The organism is Thioprofundum lithotrophicum, from assembly GCF_055387065.1.
On record NZ_AP042379.1, the window covers coordinates 1,611,395 to 1,628,612 of the forward strand.

19 protein-coding genes are annotated in these 17,218 nt (G+C 66.8%); 18 read left to right on the forward strand and 1 reads right to left on the reverse strand.

The window, feature by feature from the left end; translation table 11 throughout:
- Positions 1–54 precede the first annotated feature (54 nt).
- Positions 55–324 carry a hypothetical protein gene (locus ACZ5BH_RS07515; RefSeq protein WP_464888641.1) on the reverse strand — a complete coding sequence of 90 codons (270 nt, stop codon included), beginning with the start codon at positions 322–324 and terminating at the stop codon, positions 55–57.
- 166 nt (positions 325–490) lie between these two features.
- Here ACZ5BH_RS07515 and ACZ5BH_RS07520 point away from each other — a divergent pair, with 166 nt between their 5' ends.
- From ACZ5BH_RS07520 to ahbB (ACZ5BH_RS07605), 18 genes are all read left to right on the forward strand, one after another.
- On the forward strand, positions 491–1,174 hold the full coding sequence (locus ACZ5BH_RS07520) for a Crp/Fnr family transcriptional regulator (protein ID WP_464888642.1): 684 nt from the start codon (positions 491–493) through the stop codon (positions 1,172–1,174).
- 107 nt (positions 1,175–1,281) lie between these two features.
- Entirely contained in the window at positions 1,282–1,716 is a 435-nt protein-coding gene (locus ACZ5BH_RS07525) for a c-type cytochrome (protein ID WP_464888643.1), read from the forward strand.
- A 15-nt stretch (positions 1,717–1,731) separates the two neighbouring features.
- Positions 1,732–3,111: a cbb3-type cytochrome c oxidase subunit I gene (locus tag ACZ5BH_RS07530; RefSeq protein ID WP_464891206.1), complete on the forward strand. Its 1,380-nt coding sequence runs from the start codon at positions 1,732–1,734 to the stop codon at positions 3,109–3,111.
- Positions 3,112–3,211: 100 nt separating this feature from the next.
- Complete coding sequence (locus tag ACZ5BH_RS07535; RefSeq protein ID WP_464888644.1) at positions 3,212–3,742, forward strand: cytochrome c oxidase subunit 3 family protein; 531 nt, start codon at positions 3,212–3,214, stop codon at positions 3,740–3,742.
- 7 nt (positions 3,743–3,749) lie between these two features.
- On the forward strand, positions 3,750–4,040 hold the full coding sequence (locus ACZ5BH_RS07540) for a cytochrome C oxidase subunit IV family protein (protein WP_464888645.1): 291 nt from the start codon (positions 3,750–3,752) through the stop codon (positions 4,038–4,040).
- 209 nt (positions 4,041–4,249) lie between these two features.
- Positions 4,250–5,062: an AAA family ATPase gene (locus tag ACZ5BH_RS07545; protein ID WP_464888646.1), complete on the forward strand. Its 813-nt coding sequence runs from the start codon at positions 4,250–4,252 to the stop codon at positions 5,060–5,062.
- Positions 5,043–5,447, forward strand: coding sequence for a magnetosome magnetite crystal formation protein family (locus ACZ5BH_RS07550; RefSeq protein WP_464888647.1), 405 nt, complete (start codon positions 5,043–5,045; stop codon positions 5,445–5,447). Before ACZ5BH_RS07545 ends, ACZ5BH_RS07550 begins: the two co-directional genes overlap by 20 nt.
- Entirely contained in the window at positions 5,444–6,406 is a 963-nt protein-coding gene (locus tag ACZ5BH_RS07555; protein ID WP_464888648.1) for a 4Fe-4S binding protein, read from the forward strand. Before ACZ5BH_RS07550 ends, ACZ5BH_RS07555 begins: the two co-directional genes overlap by 4 nt.
- 120 nt (positions 6,407–6,526) lie before the next feature.
- Positions 6,527–8,491 (forward strand): monovalent cation:proton antiporter family protein, encoded by a 1,965-nt coding sequence (locus ACZ5BH_RS07560; protein ID WP_464888649.1) that lies wholly within the window; start codon positions 6,527–6,529, stop codon positions 8,489–8,491.
- 287 nt (positions 8,492–8,778) lie between these two features.
- Positions 8,779–10,650, forward strand: a complete 1,872-nt coding sequence (locus ACZ5BH_RS07565) for a nitric oxide reductase activation protein NorD (RefSeq protein WP_464888650.1) — start codon at positions 8,779–8,781, stop codon at positions 10,648–10,650.
- A 127-nt stretch (positions 10,651–10,777) separates the two neighbouring features.
- Complete coding sequence (locus tag ACZ5BH_RS07570) at positions 10,778–12,496, forward strand: cytochrome D1 domain-containing protein (protein ID WP_464888651.1); 1,719 nt, start codon at positions 10,778–10,780, stop codon at positions 12,494–12,496.
- Between the two features lie 73 nt (positions 12,497–12,569).
- Positions 12,570–13,358, forward strand: coding sequence for a uroporphyrinogen-III C-methyltransferase (cobA, locus tag ACZ5BH_RS07575; RefSeq protein ID WP_464888652.1), 789 nt, complete (start codon positions 12,570–12,572; stop codon positions 13,356–13,358).
- Positions 13,351–13,689 (forward strand): c-type cytochrome, encoded by a 339-nt coding sequence (locus ACZ5BH_RS07580; protein WP_464888653.1) that lies wholly within the window; start codon positions 13,351–13,353, stop codon positions 13,687–13,689. Before cobA ends, ACZ5BH_RS07580 begins: the two co-directional genes overlap by 8 nt.
- On the forward strand, positions 13,686–14,855 hold the full coding sequence (locus ACZ5BH_RS07585) for a cytochrome D1 domain-containing protein (RefSeq protein ID WP_464888654.1): 1,170 nt from the start codon (positions 13,686–13,688) through the stop codon (positions 14,853–14,855). The genes ACZ5BH_RS07580 and ACZ5BH_RS07585 overlap by 4 nt, the downstream gene beginning before the upstream one ends.
- 218 nt (positions 14,856–15,073) lie before the next feature.
- Positions 15,074–15,559: an Lrp/AsnC family transcriptional regulator gene (locus tag ACZ5BH_RS07590; protein ID WP_464888655.1), complete on the forward strand. Its 486-nt coding sequence runs from the start codon at positions 15,074–15,076 to the stop codon at positions 15,557–15,559.
- Positions 15,550–16,092 carry a siroheme decarboxylase subunit beta gene (gene ahbB, locus ACZ5BH_RS07595; RefSeq protein WP_464888656.1) on the forward strand — a complete coding sequence of 181 codons (543 nt, stop codon included), beginning with the start codon at positions 15,550–15,552 and terminating at the stop codon, positions 16,090–16,092. The genes ACZ5BH_RS07590 and ahbB (ACZ5BH_RS07595) overlap by 10 nt, the downstream gene beginning before the upstream one ends.
- Positions 16,085–16,537 carry an Lrp/AsnC family transcriptional regulator gene (locus ACZ5BH_RS07600; protein ID WP_464888657.1) on the forward strand — a complete coding sequence of 151 codons (453 nt, stop codon included), beginning with the start codon at positions 16,085–16,087 and terminating at the stop codon, positions 16,535–16,537. Before ahbB (ACZ5BH_RS07595) ends, ACZ5BH_RS07600 begins: the two co-directional genes overlap by 8 nt.
- 4 nt (positions 16,538–16,541) lie before the next feature.
- On the forward strand, positions 16,542–17,069 hold the full coding sequence (ahbB, locus tag ACZ5BH_RS07605; RefSeq protein WP_464888658.1) for a siroheme decarboxylase subunit beta: 528 nt from the start codon (positions 16,542–16,544) through the stop codon (positions 17,067–17,069).
- The last annotated feature ends 149 nt before the right edge of the window (positions 17,070–17,218 follow it).

Genomic DNA, 17,218 nt, shown 5'->3' on the forward strand with positions numbered 1-17,218 from the left:
AGGCATTATACCCCATCCCCGGGGGACGGCGGGTAGCGGTATCTGCCTGAGCGTTCATGCCTTTTCTTCGGCGTCGTTGGCCAGATCCGCCAGAATGCGCTGTGCAGTGTCACGATCGGGGGAGCCCACGGCGATGATCCGGTCACCCTGGAGCAGCGCGGGATAGAGGTTCAGGGACAGGCGCTCGCTGAGTTCGCGGGCGGCCGCGTCGCTGGCCAGGAGGATTTCCAGGGCGTAGCCAGCGTCGTCGCAGGCCTTTTGCCACACATCACGTGCCGGGGCGTTGGCATCCGTGTCGGAGAGGATCAGGCGCAGTCGATTCATGTCGCTCCGGAACGTCCGTGGGATGGAACCTGAAACAAAGGTGAAACTTCTATGGAAATATAGATATACTCGGGTGCACCGTGATCCGCTTTGACCCAGGTCAACTCGGAATCGGTCCGGCATAACAATAACGACATAGGGAAATGCCCCTGTAACGGAGTCCGGAATGAAACATGCCACCCTGTCCCCAAAGGAGCTGCAGTCCGTCTATCTGTTTTCGGGGCTCGACGAGCGCCAGTTGCGGGCCATGCTGGAGACGGCCTACAGCATCGATCTCGCGCCGCGGGAAATCCTTTTCGAGGCGGATCAGCCGGCGAAGCATTTCTATCTTCTGCGTTCCGGCCAGATCAAGCTCTTCTCCCTCTCCGACAGCGGCGACGAGAAGGTGGTGGAGATCATCTACCCCGGCGAGACCTTTGCCGAGGCCATCACCTTCATGACCCGGCACGACTATCCCGTAAGTGCCGAGGCCATCGTGGCCAGCGAGGTGATCAGTTTCGACATGGCGGCGTTCCGCCGCCTGCTGGAGGATTCCCACGAGACCTGCATGCGCCTGATGGCCGACATGAGCCGCCGCCTGCGCAAGCGCATCGCCGAAATCAACAATCTGACCCTGCACAACGCCACCTACCGGCTGGTGGTCTATCTGCTGGAGCAGATCCCGCCGGGGGTGGTGGAGCTGCCGGAGATCCATCTCGGCACGCCCAAGAGCGTGATCGCCTCGCGTCTCTCCATCCAGCCCGAGACCTTCTCGCGGATCCTCGGCAAGCTGGCCCGCCAGAAACTGATCCGGGTGCACCAGAACACCATCACCCTGCTGGACGTGGACGGGCTGCGCGCCCTGCTTTGATCCCGTTCTGGACCGAATCCACGCTCGCGCTTGACCTGGGTCAATGAGACCGAGTGCCGGGCTGGGGAATATGGACCCGGCTCAATCATGCACCTGGGGGGATCACCATGAGCGAGAAATTCACCAAATCGATGGCGCGCAACATCTTCTATGGTGGCGGCGTCTTCTTCTTCCTGCTGTTTTTGGCCCTGACCTTCGACACCCACGGCGAGCTGCCCAAGCGGGATCACCGCGAGAACATCACCGAGAAGGTGGCCATGGGCAAGATGGTCTGGGAAGAGAACGACTGCATCGGCTGCCATACCCTGCTGGGAGAAGGCGCCTACTTCGCGCCGGAGCTGGGTAACGTCTACAAGCGCTTCGGCAACAGCAAGGAAGGCATCATCGCCTTCATCAAGAGCCGGCCGCCACAGGGGATCGAGGGGCGCCGCAGCATGCCCCAGTTCAACCTGAGCGACGAGGAACTGGACGCACTGGCCGAGTTCCTGAAGTGGACGTCGGAGATCAATACCGCCGGCTGGCCGCCGAACATTCAGGGTTAAGGGAGGGGAATGACGATGCAATACTCATCTCAAGCGGTTGCCAAACCGTATTTCATCGCTGCCATCGGGCTCTTCGTGGGCCAGATCCTGTTCGGCCTGATCATGGGCCTGCAGTACGTGTGGGGGGATTTCCTGTTTCCGGAGATTCCCTTCAACGTGGCGCGCATGGTGCACACCAACCTGCTGATCGTCTGGCTGCTGTTCGGCTTCATGGGCGCCGCCTACTATCTGGTGCCGGAGGAGGCGGAAACGGAACTGGCCAGTCCCAGGCTGGCCTGGGCCCTGTTCTGGATCTTCCTGGTGGCCGGCGCGCTGACCATTCTCGGCTATCTGCTGGTGCCCTATGCCCGGCTCGCCGAGATCACCGGCAACAGCCTGCTGCCGACCATGGGGCGGGAGTTTCTCGAGCAGCCCACCATCACCAAGATCGGCATCGTGATCGTGGCCCTGGGCTTCCTCTACAACATCACCATGACTGTGCTCAAGGGCCGCAAGACGGTGATCAGCATGGTGCTGCTCATCGGCCTGTGGGGCCTCGCGGTGTTCTTCCTGTTCTCCTTCTACAACCCGGACAACCTGGTGCTGGACAAGTACTACTGGTGGTGGGTGGTCCATCTCTGGGTGGAAGGCGTGTGGGAGCTGATCCTGGGCTCCATCCTGGCCTTCGTGCTGATCAAGGTCACCGGCGTGGACCGGGAGATCATCGAGAAGTGGCTGTACGTGATCATCGCCATGACCCTGATCACCGGCATCATCGGTACCGGTCACCACTATTACTGGATCGGCACGCCCGAATACTGGCAGTGGCTGGGGTCCGTGTTCTCCGCCCTGGAGCCGATTCCCTTCTTCATGATGGTGATCTTCGCCTTCAACATGGTCAACCAGCGCCGGCGTGAGCACCCCAACAAGGCGGCCACCCTGTGGGCCCTGGGGACGCCGGTCATGGCCTTCCTGGGGGCCGGCGTGTGGGGCTTCATGCACACCCTGTCGCCGGTGAACTACTACACCCACGGCACCCAGATCACCGCGGCCCACGGCCACATGGCCTTCTACGGGGCCTACGTGATGGTCGTGCTGGCCATCATCTCCTACGCCATGCCGCTGCTGCGGGGGCGGGCCGCGGCCAACAGCGGCAAGTCCCAGGTGGTGGAGATGTGGGGCTTCTGGCTGATGACCGTGTCCATGGTCTTCATCACCCTGTTCCTCACCGGGGCCGGCATCCTGCAGGTCTGGCTGCAGCGGGTCAGCGAGGATCCCCAGCCCTTCATGGTGGTCCAGGAGAAGATCGCCCTGTTCTATTGGATGCGTGAAGTGGCCGGCCTGTTCTTCCTGGTGGGGCTGGTGCTCTACATCATTAGCTTCTTCGTGGGCGGAGAAGAGGAAGCCACGGCCTGAGTCGCGCCGGGGCGGCCCAGGCCGCCCCGGTCCATCCCCCGTCACCATGTCGTCAGCAGTCCAACCCGCATCGCCCGGCCGTTATCCGCCGGGCGATTTCATGATCTGGATCTTCATCTACGCCGAGTTGCTGGTATTCGGCATCCTGTTTCTGGCCTATGCCTTCGCCCGCAGCCGCAATGTGGAATTGTTCGATGCCGCCCAGGCGCATCTGAACCGCACCGCCGGGGCGGTCAACACCCTGGTGCTGATCACCTCCAGCTATTTCGTGGTGCGGGCGGTGGCGGCCATTCGCGCCGATCGGGCCGCCGCCTGCGCCCGCTGGCTGCTGGCGGCGGTGGGCATGGCGTCGGTGTTCGTGGTGGTCAAGCTCGGCGAGTATGGCGCGGCGTCGGCGCAGGGGATCACCATGTCCACCAACACCTTCTTCATGTTCTACTGGTCCATGACCTTCTTCCACTTCATGCATGTGCTGCTGGGCATGGTGATCCTCCTGGCGGTGTGGTGGAAGGCCCGGCACGGGGCCTACTCGGCCGCCGAGCATACCGGCGTGGAAACCGGCGCCTCCTACTGGCACATGGTGGATCTGGTCTGGATCATCCTGTTTCCACTGGTCTATGTGATGCACTGAGCCCAGGATGGAAGAAAGATCGGCTAGACTCAATCTACGGCCCTGCACCCTCACCTGGCTGGTGCTGGTGGCACTGACGTTGGGCGTGCTGGCCATCGGCCGGCTGGGCCTCGCCGGGTGGGGCATCGTCGGCCTGCTGCTGGCCTCCACGCTGGTCAAGACCTGGCTGGTGGCCGAACATTTCATGGGCCTGCGCCACAGCGCCCTGCGCTGGCGGCTGATCATGGCGGCCTATCTGGTCGTGGTGCTGTCCGGCATCGCCCTGGCCTGGTGGCTGGCGTCGCCGACCGTCCCGTAGGCCGGTTCAAGCGCAGCGGAACCGGCTGAATCGGCAGCCGATGACGGCTCCGCTGCGCCTGAGCCGCCCTGCGGTGAGCGGCTGCAGGGGCGGCGCAAGCCGCGAAAGGATGCGTTTTCGCGGCTTGCGCCGCTCCTACACCAAACGATTTGCGTCAAGAACGTTTTGGGACATTCAATCAACCGGATTGACCTGCTGAGGAGACAGGCATGAACACCACAGCCCCTGCCGTGGAAGCGGCCCGCGAGGAACCCTTCTATCTGCCCACGGGCAACGAGGTGGCCCTGTTTGAGCATGCCCACCGGCACCGTTTGCCGGTGCTGATCAAGGGGCCGACCGGTTGCGGCAAGACCCGTTTCATCCGCTACATGGCGGCGCGGCTCGGGCTGCCCCTGCACACGGTGGCCTGTCACGACGATCTCACCGCGGCGGATCTGGTGGGCCGGCACCTGATCGGCGACGGCAGCACCTACTGGGTGGACGGCCCCCTCACCCGCGCCGTGCGCGAGGGCGGGATCTGCTACCTGGACGAGGTGGTGGAAGCGCGCAAGGACACCACCGTGGTGCTCCATCCCCTGTCGGACGATCGCCGCATCCTGCCCATCGAGCGCACCGGCGAGACCCTGCAGGCGCCGGACGATTTCATGCTGGTGGTCTCCTACAATCCCGGTTACCAGAACCTGCTCAAGGGCATGAAGCCCAGCACCCGCCAGCGCTTCGTGGCCCTGCGTTTCGACTATCCCGACGCCGAGCGCGAGCAGGCCATCGTCGAGCGCGAGACGGGGCTGGAACCCCGGGTGGCGAAGCAGCTCGTCTCGCTGGCGCGGGCCCTGCGGGCGCTCAAGGATCACGATCTGGAAGAGAACGCCAGCACCCGGCTGCTGGTCTATACCGCCACCCTGATCCAGGGCGGCTTCGATGTGGTGGACGCCTGCCGGGCGGCCCTGATCGAGCCGCTGACCGACGACGAGGAAACCGTGGACGCGCTCATGGAGGTCGTGCATGCCACCTTCGGCCGCTGAACAGCCGGCCGGGCAGGGCATCGCGGTGACCGCCGAAGCCCTGTACCTGACCAACCTCATGCTGCTGCCGGGCCTGGCCTTCCTGATCCTCCTCGCCTACTGGTGGCGGCACCGGGCCGATGCGCCGCCGCTGGGCCGCTGCCATCTGGCGCAGACGGTCAGCGCCAGCCTCTGGGGCGGCATGCTGCTGGTGTTCATCAACCTGCTGGTGATCCTCTTCGGCGGCTACGACTCGCCCAACGTCTGGCTGTTCGTGATCCTCTATTTCACCCTGGTCCATTCCACCTTCATCCTGCTCGGTACCCTGGGGCTGGCGCGCGCCATGGCCGGCAAACCGTACCGCTACCCGCTGGTGGGCAGGCCCTCCCCGGAGTTCGGCCTGTGAGCCGCGCGCCGGAACACACCCTCGTCTCCCAGTGGCCGACATTGCGCCGCGGCCTCGGTCGTCAGCGCAAGCGTCGCCTCTTCCAGGCCGGCTTCTTCGCCCTGTTCGTGCTGGCGCCGGTGCTCGATCTCTTCCGCTTCGATCTCACCACCACCCATTTCGTGTTTTTCGGCCGGCCCTGGACGCTGGGGCTGGATCCCTTTCTGGCCGGCGAGATCGGCGCCAGGGAGGCGGCCTGGAACGTGATCCTGCGCGGCTTCGTGCCCCTGGCCGTCCTGGTCGGCGTCTTCGGCGGGGTGGCCTGGCGCTGGGGGCGGCTGTACTGCGGCTGGCTGTGTCCCCACTTCTCGGTGGTGGAGCTGATCAACGGCGTGCTGCGCCGGGCCATCGGCAGGATGAGCTTCTGGGACCGCGAGCGCCTGCCGCCGCGGCGGCCCGATGGCACGCCCCTGCCGGTGGACCGCCGCTGGCGCTGGCTCATCGCCCCGCTGGCGGTGGGTTTCGCCTTCCTCTGGGCGGTGGTGCTGCTCACCTACCTGCTGCCGCCGGCGGAGATCTACGCGAACCTCTGGCACGCCAGCCTCACCCGCAATCAGGCCCTGTTCATCGGCGTCGGCACCTTTCTGCTGAGCATCGAGTTCCTGTTCGCCCGCCACCTGTTCTGCCGCTATGCCTGCGCGGTGGGGGTGTTCCAGAGCTTCGTGTGGATGGCCAACCGCAAGGCCATGGTGGTCAGTTTCGATCGCAGCCGGGCCCGCCACTGCCGGGGCTGCGACAACATGTGCGAGAACGAATGCCCCATGCGCCTCAGGCCCCGGGGCATCAAGCGGCGCATGTTCACCTGCACCGAATGCGGCCGCTGCCTGTCGGCCTGCGAGACCGTTCAGGGACGGCGCGGCCAGCCCAGCCTGCTCACCTGGCGGGCCGGGCAGGACGCCCTGGCGGAGAGCCAACGTTAAATGAAAGGTCCAAATACCAGTCCATGGTTCATTCTGGGTACTGAGCCCTCTGTCCCAGAGGGCGGGGTTGGAATCGGGCACGCTTGTCCAGGTGGCCCGGAATCTGGAACTTCTGTTTAGATGCACGAAGGGGATTTCTTCACCGGCCTGTTCCTGCTGCTGGGCATCGGCGTGGGGGTGCTGGCGCTGTTCCGGCACTTCAACGTCTCGCCGATCCTCGGTTACCTGTTCGTCGGCCTGCTGGTGGGCCCCAACGGCCTCGGCCTGCTGCCCGACACGGCCGAGACCCGTTTCCTCGCCGAACTGGGCGTGGTGTTCCTGATGTTCACCATCGGCCTGGAATTCACGTTGCCGGAGCTGCTGGCCAACCGCCGCCAGGTGCTGGGGATCGGTGGTGCGGAAGTGCTGCTGGGCACGGCGCTGGCCGGTGCCGCGGCCTGGGGGCTTGGCCTCTCGGCCGAGGCGGCGATCCTGGTGGGCGGCGCGGTGGCCATGTCCTCCACGGCCGTGGTCATCAAGCAGCTCGCCGAGCAGATGGAGCTGGCCACCCGCCATGGCCGGGTTTCGGTGGCGGTGCTGCTGTTCCAGGATCTGGCCACCCTGCCGTTCCTGATCCTGCTCGGCACCCTGGGCGCCGGCGAGCACGGCGACGGCCTGGCGCTGGTGTTTCTGAAGGCCGCCGTGGTCTTCACCGGCTTGTATCTGGGCGGGCGCTGGCTGGCGCGGCCGTTCCTGCACTGGGTGGCGCGCGGGCGTTCCACCGAAGTGTTCATGCTGGCGGCCCTGTTCATCGTGGTGTCGTCGGCGCTGGTGGCCCACCTGGCCGGCCTGTCGCCGCCGCTGGGGGCCTTCCTCGCCGGCATGGTGCTGGGCGAGACCGAATTCCGCCATCAGGTGGAGTCGGACATCCGCCCCTTTCAGGACGTGCTCCTGGGCCTGTTCTTCGCCACCATCGGCATGCTGCTGGTGCCTGCCAGCCTCCTTCAGCAGGGAGGATGGATTCTGCTGCTGACCGCCACGATTCTGTTCGGCAAGAGCGTCCTCCTCGCCCTGCTGTGCCGGCTGTTCGGGGAAGACGCCATGACCGCCGTGCGCAGCGGCGTGAGCCTGTCGCAGAGCGGCGAGTTCGGTCTGCTGCTGGTGGCCGGGATGCTGCCGCTGGGTCTGCTGCCGGCGGACGGCGGCCAGATCCTGCTGGGGGCCATGATCCTGAGCATGGCCGCCGCGCCCTTCCTGATCCGCTACAACGGGCCCCTGGCCACCTGGTTCCTGCAATGGGGCCGCCAGCCGCCCGAGCCGGTGGCGCCGGCGCAAGCCATCGCCCAGGAGAGCGCAGGGCTGTCGGGGCACATCGTGATCGTCGGCTTCGGCCGCATCGGCCAGAACATCGCCACCCTGCTGCACGAGGATCAGTTCGACTACCTGGCCCTGGATCTCGATGCCCAGCGGGTGCGCCATGCCCGCGACGCCGGCTTCCGCGTGGTCTATGGCGACGCCAGCCGCCATGCGGTGCTCGAGGTCAGCCGGGTGGCCGAGGCGCTGGCCCTGGTCATCACCCATGATCGCCTGGAGGCGGCGCTGCGCACCGTGACCCTGGCGCGCCAGCTCAACCCGCGGCTGACCATTCTGGTGCGCACCCGCGACGACCGGCACATGGACGAGCTGCTGGCGGCCGGCGCCACCGAGGTGCTGCCGGAAGGACTGGAGGCCAGCCTGATGCTCGGCGCCCAGCTCCTGCTGCTGCTCGGCCGCCCCGAACCGGAAGTCAACGAACGCCTGGCCGCGATCCGCGCCGAGCGTTACCGTCTCCTGCGCAGTTTCATCCACAGCCGCAGCGAAGGCGCCTCCGAACGCGGCTATCACCGCCGCCTGCATACCGTGCCCCTCCCGGCCCACGCCTGGGCCGTGGGCCGCCGCCTTGGCGAACTGCGCCTGCCCGCCGAGGTCGTGGCCATCCGCCGCCACGGCATCCGCGTTCCCGCCCCGGCCGCCGACACCCGCCTGCGCGAAGGCGACATCGTCATCCTCCAGGGCGACCAACACGCCCTCGAACAGGCCCAGGAGATCCTGCTGCATGGACACTGATTGGCCGAAGTGGAAGAAACGCAGAGGACGCAGAGACGCAGAGGGCGCAGAGAGAATTTTATGGGCAAGCTGAAACTTGAACGAGATAGGTATGCTGGTGGTGGGGCCACATCATCATGTTTACGTTGTCCGCCTTTTTCGTTGCAGGGTGGTCCAATCGCGTCGGTCCTGGTTTTGAATTCGTCACCACTTTGGCGTGAAATCTTTGCAAACCTCTGCGCTCTCTGCGCTCTCTGCGTCTCTGCGTCCTCTGCGTTCTTTCCACCCAAAGCGAAACGGAGCCCCTGATGCGACGCTTCTTGCACAGTCTGCATCGCCTGATCGAGATGGAAGAATCGGTCGGTAAGCTCTGGCACCGCTGGGTGACCGGGGTGGCGGAGCGGCGTTATCCGGAGGCGGCGGTGACCCTCGAGGAAGTGCGGGGCCGGGTGGGGATTCTGTTCCGGGCCCTGGGGGGCGATGGGGGCCTGTCGCTGGCGGCGGCCACGGCCACCGGGCACGGCGCGCGGCGGGGCTTCCTGCAACGGCTTGCCGGCAGCGGCGGGCGGGTGGCGCTGGCCTGGCGGGACGGCGAGGCGCTGTATCTGCCGCCGGTGATCGATCTCTTCCCCGCGCGCGAGCGCAATGCCGATCTGTATCTGTGGCTGGCGGCGCTGGCGGCGTCGGCCGAGCCGGCCGCCGACGACTGGTTCGTGGCCAGCCAGCAGCGCACCCGCGCAGTGCTCGCCGCCTGGCCCGGCCTGGCGACGCGCTACGCCGCGCTGGTGGAGGCCCATCTGTCCGCCCGGCCCGATCCGGCCACGCTGCCGGCGACGGCCGCCGCCCGCGAGCGGGCCATCCGGAAGGCCCTGCGCGAGCCCGGCAGCGTGGCGGCGTTGCCCGCCGCAGAGGCGGCCCCCTGGCCGGTGCCCCTGTGGCTGCATCCGGCCCCGCCGCTCGCGGCCCCGGCAGCGGCAGCGGGCGAGGACGGCACCCCGCCCGAGCCGGGCGGGGATGTGCACGTGCCCGAGGAGGAACGGCGCTACCGGGCCGAACAGACCGAGATGCCCGACGGCAAGCGCGGCCTGGTGCTGGATCGTTTCGAGAACATCCTGAGCTGGGCCGAATACGTGAAGGTGGACCGCGCCACCGAGGAAGAGGAGGACATGCGGGCCGCCGAGCAGGCGGCGCAGGATCTGGACACCCTGCACGTGGCCCGCGACAGCAAGCGCACCGCCAGCCGCATCCGTTTCGATCTGGATCTGCCCTCGGCCGAGTCGGACGACACGCCGCTGGGCGAGGGGATCCTGCTGCCGGAATGGGACTGGCGCAAGGCCACCCTCAAGCCGGATCACTGCCGCCTCCAGCCCATGATCGCCGCCGACGCCGAACCCTGCGAACTGCCCGACCACCTGCGGCGCACGGCACGGCGGATCCGCAGCCAGTTCGAGGCCCTGGTGCCGAGCCGGATCTGGCACCGCGGCCAGCCCGACGGCAGCGAGGTGGATCTGGAGGCCTACCTGGACTTCACCACCGAGCAGCGGCTCGGCCATGCCTCGGCCGACCAGGGCCTGTACCGGGACTTCCGTGGCGGTCTGCGCGACCTGGCCTGCCTGCTGCTGGCCGATCTGTCCCTCTCCACCGATGCCTGGATCGACAACCGGGCCCGGGTGATCGACGTGATCCGCGACAGCCTGCTGCTGTTCGCCGAGGCCCTCTCGGCCACCGGCGACGATTTCGCCATGTACGGCTTTTCCTCCCGCCACCGGGATCACGTGCGCTTCCACCAGCTCAAGACCTTCGACGAGCGGCATGGCCCGCTGACGCGGGGGCGCATCGCGGCCATCAAGCCGGGTTTCTACACCCGCATGGGCGCGGCCATCCGTCAGGCCACGAACCTGCTCGAGAAACGGCCGGCCAGCCAGCAACTGCTGCTCCTGCTCACCGACGGCAAGCCCAACGATCTGGATCAGTACGAAGGGCGATACGGCGTCGAAGACACCCGCATGGCGGTGCTGGAGGCGAAACGCAAGGGCCTGCAGCCCTTCTGCGTGACCATCGACGCCAAGGGCGGTGACTACCTGCCGCACATGTTCGGCACCGACGGCTTCGTGGTGATCCGCCGCCCGGCCGACCTGCCCGGCGAGCTGCCCCTGTTGTACGCCCGTCTCACCGCCTGAACCGGACTCGGTCAAAAGGCGGCGGTCAGGCGCGGCGCTTGACGTACGTCAAGGCGGCCCCGCAAGGCAGGGACTAGAAATGACCACGGTATCCACCTGTCTTTTCCATGCCAGAGGGAGGCACATCATGAAACGTTCCACCATGTTGCTGACGGGCGCGGCCTTCGTCCTGTCGCTGACGGCCGGATCGGCGTTCGCCGCCGAGAAGCATCCGAGCGGTTCGTCGGCCGAGATGAAGTACCAGGGCGCGCCCTCCACCATCAACCCGGAAAGCGCCAAGACGACGCATCCCAAGGCGCCGCCCATGACCGAGGAGGAGTTCGAGCTCGCCAAGAAGATCTTCTTCGAGCGCTGCGCCGGCTGTCACGGGGTGCTGCGCAAGGGGGCCACCGGCAAGCCGCTGACGCCGGACATCACGCTCAAGCGCGGTACCGAGTACCTGAAGACCTTCATCACCTACGGCTCGCCGGCGGGCATGCCCAACTGGGGCACCTCGGGCGAACTGTCGGAGAAGGAAATCGACATCATGGCCCGTTACCTGCAGCACGAGCCGCCGGTGCCGCCCGAGTACGGCATGAAGGAGATGAAGGCCACCTGGAAGGTCATCATTCCGCCGGAGAAGCGTCCCAAGCGGAAGATGAACAAATACAACCTCGACAACCTGTTCTCGGTCACCCTGCGTGATGCCGGGCAGGTCGCCCTCATCGACGGGGACACCAAGAAGATCATCAACGTGGTCAACACGGGCTACGCGGTACACATTTCGCGTCTGTCCACCTCCGGCCGTTATCTCTACGTGATCGGGCGCGACGCCAAGATCAATCTCATCGATCTGTGGATGAAGAAGCCCGACAACGTGGCCGAGATCAAGGTGGGTCTGGAAGCCCGTTCGGTGGAAACCTCCAAGTACAAGGGTTACGAGGACAAGTTCGCCATCGCCGGCACCTACTGGCCGCCCCAGTTCGTGATCATGAAGGGCGAAACCCTCGAGCCCCTGAAGATCGTCTCCACCCGGGGCATGACCGTGGACACCCAGGAGTATCATCCGGAGCCCCGTGTGGCCGCCATCGTGGCCTCGCACGAGCATCCGGAGTTCATCGTCAACGTCAAGGAAACCGGCAAGGTGCTGATGGTCAACTACAGCGACCTCGACAACCTGAAGATCACCAGCATCGACGCCGCCCGCTTCCTGCATGACGGCGGCTGGGACTCCACGCACCGCTACTTCCTCACGGCGGCCAACAAGTCCAACAAGATCGCGGTGGTCGATTCCAAGACCGACAAGCTGGTCAAGCTGATCGACGTCGGCAAGATCCCGCATCCGGGCCGGGGCGCCAACTTCCGGGATCCCAAGTATGGGCCGGTGTGGGCCACCAGCCACCTGGGCGACAACACCATCGCCGTGATCGGCACCGATCCCAAGCGGCACAGAAAGTACGCCTGGAAGGTGGTGCGCACCCTGCAGGGCCAGGGTGGGGGTTCGCTGTTCATCAAGACCCATCCCAAGTCCCGGCATCTGTACGTGGACACGCCGCTCAACCCGGATCCCAACCAGAGCCAGAGTGTCGCGGTCTTCGATCTGAAGAACCTCGACAAGCCCTACAAGGTGCTGCCCATCGCCAAGTGGGCCAAGCTGGGTGACGGACCCAAGCGCGTCGTGCAGCCCGAGTTCAACAAGAAGGGCGACGAAGTCTGGTTCTCGGTGTGGAACGGCAAGAAGCAGGAGTCGGCCATCGTCATCGTCGACGACAAGACCCTGAAGCTCAAGGCCGTGATCAAGGACAAGCGCCTGGTCACGCCGACCGGCAAGTTCAACGTCTACAACACCATGCACGACATCTACTGATGTCTTCCCGGCAGGCGGCGCCCGCGGGCGCCGCCTGACCGGCTTCTCTTTCGGCAAACGCGGAGGGCAGCGCATGACAGGTCGCGTCTATCTGGTTGGAACCGGCCCCGGCGATCCCGAACTGCTCACCGTCAAGGCCTGGCGTCTGTTGCAGAATTCCGACGTGGTCGTGTACGACCGTCTGGTGTCAGACGAAATTCTGGAACAGATTCCCCCCGGCATCAGCCGCATCTGCGTGGGCAAGCGCAGTGGCCGCCACCCGGTGCCCCAGTCCGAGATCAACGATCTGCTGCGGCGCCTGGCCGAAGCGGATCACGTGGTGGTCCGCCTCAAGGGCGGCGATCCCTTCGTCTTCGGGCGGGGCAGCGAGGAAGCGGCCCATCTCGTGCGGCACGGCATCCCCTTCGAGGTGGTGCCCGGCATCACCGCCGCCTCGGCCTGCAGCGCCTATGCCGGCATTCCCCTGACCCATCGCGGCCTGGCCAGCGGGGTGCAGTTCGTCACCGGCCACGCCCGCGACGATCGGCCCCTGGAACTGGACTGGCGCTCCCTGGCCGATGCCGACAAGACCCTGGTGATCTACATGGGCCTGGCCAGCATCGGCCGGATCGTGCGCGAGTTGCAGCGCGCCGGCCTGCCCGGCGACACGCCGGCGGCGGCCATCGAACAGGGCACCACCGCCCGCCAGCGGCGCCTCGTCACCACCCTGGCTGAACTGCCGGAGACGGTGCGCCGGGCCGGCTGCCGGCCGCCGGTGCTGTTCGTCATCGGCCGCGTGGTGTCCCTGGCCGAAACGCTGGACTGGTTCCAGCCCGCCGCGGCCACCGCCGAGGCCGTGGTGCGGAGGGAAGGGCATGGCTAGCCGGCGTGCGGCGCTCGCCACGCTGGCCGCGGGGCTGTGGCTGTGCCTTGCCCCGGCATCGGCGCTGGCGTCGCCCTCGCCGGCCCGCCAGGGCGAGCTGCGCGATCTGCTCCTGCAGGACTGCGGCTCCTGCCACGGCATGACCCTCAAGGGCGGCCTGGGGCCGGCCCTCACGCCGCAGGCGCTGGCCGGCAAGTCGCCCGAATTCCTGCGCCGGACCATCGTCCAGGGCCGGCCCGGTACCCCCATGCCCCCCTGGGGCGGTATGCTCAGTGCCGAGGACATCGACTGGCTGGTGCAGACCCTGTTGCGCGGCGAGGCAATCCGATGAGACGCCCCCTCCTGTTCCTGCTGATCCTCCTGCTGGCCGCCTGTGCCGCCTCCCCTGCGCTGCGCGGCACCGGCGACATGGGGCTCATCATCGAACGGGCCAGCGGCGCGGTGCGGATCCTCGAAACCACCGGCCGCACGCTGCTGGGCGAGGTGACGGGACTCGGTGATCTTTCCCATGCCTCGGTGGTGTTCTCCCGTGACGAACGCCACGCCTACGTGTTCGGCCGCGATGGCGGCCTGAGCAAGGTGGACCTGCTCACCGCCACGCTCGAAAAACGCCTTCTCCAGTCCGGCAACAGCATCGGCGGCGCCATCTCGCAGGACGGGCGGCTCATCGCCGTCTCCAACTACACCCCCGGCGGGGTCCGGGTCTTCGATGCCGCCACCCTCGAGCCGGTGGCCGACATCCCGGCCACGCCCTACGGCGAGCGGCGCTCCAAGGTGGTGGGGCTGGTGGACGCCCCCGGCCAGCGCTTCGTGTTCTCCCTGTACGACACGGGCGAAATCTGGATCGCCGATTTCAGCAACGGCGGCACGCCCCTCATCACGAAGTTCCGTAACATCGGCAAGCAGCCCTACGATGGCCTCATCACCCCCGATGGCCGCTACTACATCGCCGGCCTGTTCGGCGAAGACGGCCTGGCCCTGCTGGATCTCTGGCATCCGGAGAAGGGCGTGCGGCGCATCCTCCAGGGCTACGGACGGGGCCAGAAGAAGCTGCCGGTGTACAAGATGCCCCACCTCGAAGGCTGGGCCATGACCGAAGACTACGCCTTCCTGCCCGCCGTGGGCCGCCACGCGGTGCTGGTGGTGGATCGCCACACCTGGAAGCAGGTCGGCGCGATTCCCGTCCACGGCCAGCCGGTGTTCGTCATGGCCCGCCCCGACGGCCGCCAGGTGTGGGTCAACTTCGCCTTCCCGCGCAACGACACGGTGCAGATCATCGACACCGACAGCCTGGAAATCGTCGGCACCCTCAAGCCCGGCAAGGCGGTGCTGCACATGGAGTTCACGCCCCGCGGCGAGCAGGTCTGGATCTCGGCCCGCGACGACAACCGGGTGACCGTCTACGACACCCGCACCTTCGCCATCCTCGCCCGGCACCGCGTGCCCAAACCCAGCGGGATCTTTCTGACCGCCCGCGCCCACCGGATCGGCCTCTAAATGAAAGTTCCAAATATCAGACCATGGTTCATTGGCTCTGAGCCCTCTGGGACGGAGAGTCGTTTCGTGACCGTCGGCCGCAGGGATGCGGCCGTCGAGCCTACAGGGAGGTATTCACGGCGTGTCACGAAACGACTCTCCGTCCCAGAGGGCGGTGTTGGAATCAGGCACTCTTGCCCAAGTGGTCCAGTATTTGGAACTTGTATTTAGGAGCAGCCATGCATCGCCAACCCCGTCTCGACAAGGCCGCCGAACTCGAACCGCTGGAGAAGCACCTGCTCAACGACTACCAGCACGGCCTGCCGCTGGTGCCGCGGCCCTTCGCTGCCATCGCCGAACGCCTGGGCGTGAGCGAGCAGGAGGTCATCGAGACCCTGCGAACGCTGCGCGAGCGGGGCTTCGTCAGCCGGGTGGGCGCGGTGTTTCGCGCCAACAGCATCGGCGCCTCCACCCTCGCGGCCATGGCCGTGCCCGAGGCCGAGCTGGAAACGGTCGCCGACATCGTCAACGGATACCGCGAGGTGAACCACAACTACCAGCGCGAACACCGCTTCAATCTCTGGTTCGTGGTCACCGCCGAAGACGAGGCGGCGCTGGCCCGGGTGCTCGACGACATCGAACGGCGCACCGGCCGCTCGCTGCTGCGCCTGCCCATGCTGGCCGACTATCACATCGACCTGGGGTTCGAACTGCAATGGACATGAAGGTGACCCGCAAGCCGGCCCGCTGGCCCGTCCCCGCCGTGCTCGACGGGGACGACGAGGCCCTGATTGCCGCCATCCAGACCGGCCTGCCGCTGGTGCCCGATCCCTATGCCGAAATCGGCCGGCGCATCGGCTTGCCGGAAGCCGAGGTCATCGCAAGATTGCAACGCCTGCTGGCGCGCGGCGTGATCAAGCGCCTGGGCGTGGTGGTGCGCCATCACGAACTGGGTTACCGGGCCAACGCCATGACCGTCTGGGACATCCCCGACGCGCAGGTGGACGCCCTCGGCGCCTGCATGGGCCGCTTCGACTTCGTGACCCTCTGCTACCGCCGCCCGCGGCGCCTGCCCGACTGGCCCTACAACCTCTTCACCATGATCCACGGGCGGGATCGCGACGAGGTGCTGGCCAACATCGAACGCCTGGTGCGCGAATGCGGCCTCGAGGGCATCGCCCGCGAAGTGCTGTTCAGCCGCCGCCGCTTCAAGCAGCGTGGCGCCCTCTACCATGCCCCGGAGGCCCGTCATGGCTGAACTGGACGCGCTCGACCGGGCCATCGTCAACCGCCTGCAGGACGGCCTGCCCCTGAGCGAACGCCCCTATGCCGAGGTCGCCGCCGAACTGGGCATCGCCGAGGCGGAACTGCTGCAACGCCTCGACGCCCTCCTGGCCCGCCGCGTGCTCACCCGCTTCGGCCCACTGTACGATGCCGAGCGCCTCGGCGGCGCCTTCAGCCTGGTGGCCATGGCCGTGCCCGAGGCGCGCTTCGACGAGGTGGCCGAACTCGTCAACGCCTATCCGCAAGTGGCCCACAACTACCGCCGCGAGCACGAACTGAACATGTGGTTCGTCCTCGCCACCGAACGGCCCGAGGAGATCGCCCGGCTCAACACCGAGATTGCCGCACGCACCGGCCTGCCCGTGTACGATATGCCCAAGGAAGCCGAATACCACCTGCGCCTGAAGCTGGAGGTCTGAGCGCATGAACGCCGTGCCCGCCGATCTGCCCCTGCTGCTGGACGACCTGGACCGGCGCATCGTGCGCGCCACCCAGGCCGGCCTGCCGCGGGTGCCCCGGCCCTGGCAGGCCGTGGCCGAACAGGTGGGCAGCAGCGAAGCCGAGGTGCTCGAACGGGTGCGCCGCCTGCAGGAACACGGCGCCATCCGCCGCATCGGCGCCGTGCCCAATCACTACGCCCTGGGCTACACCGCCAACGGCATGACCGTCTGGGACGTGGACGACGCCCGGGTGGACGAACTGGGCCGGGCCGTGGGCGCCCTGGACTTCGTCAGCCACTGTTACCGCCGGCCCCGCCATCCGCCCCACTGGCCCTACAACCTCTTCGCCATGGTTCACGCCCGCAGCCGCGAAGAAGCCCGGCAACAGGCCCGACAGATCGCCGACCTGCTCGGCGATGCCTGCCGCGCCCACGACATCCTGTTCAGCAGCCGTATCCTCAAGAAAACCGGCCTGCGCCTCGGCAGGGGCGAGGGCCGAGGGACGAGGTGAGAGGCATGACGACGTGCTGCCACAACCTCGGCCGACTCAAGCGCAGCGGAGCCGGCATATCGGGAATGAGATCTGTCTTGCTGTTGTACGACCCTCGTCGAAGGACCCCCTCTCCCGCCGGGAGAGGGACGGGGTGAGGGCCCATGAAC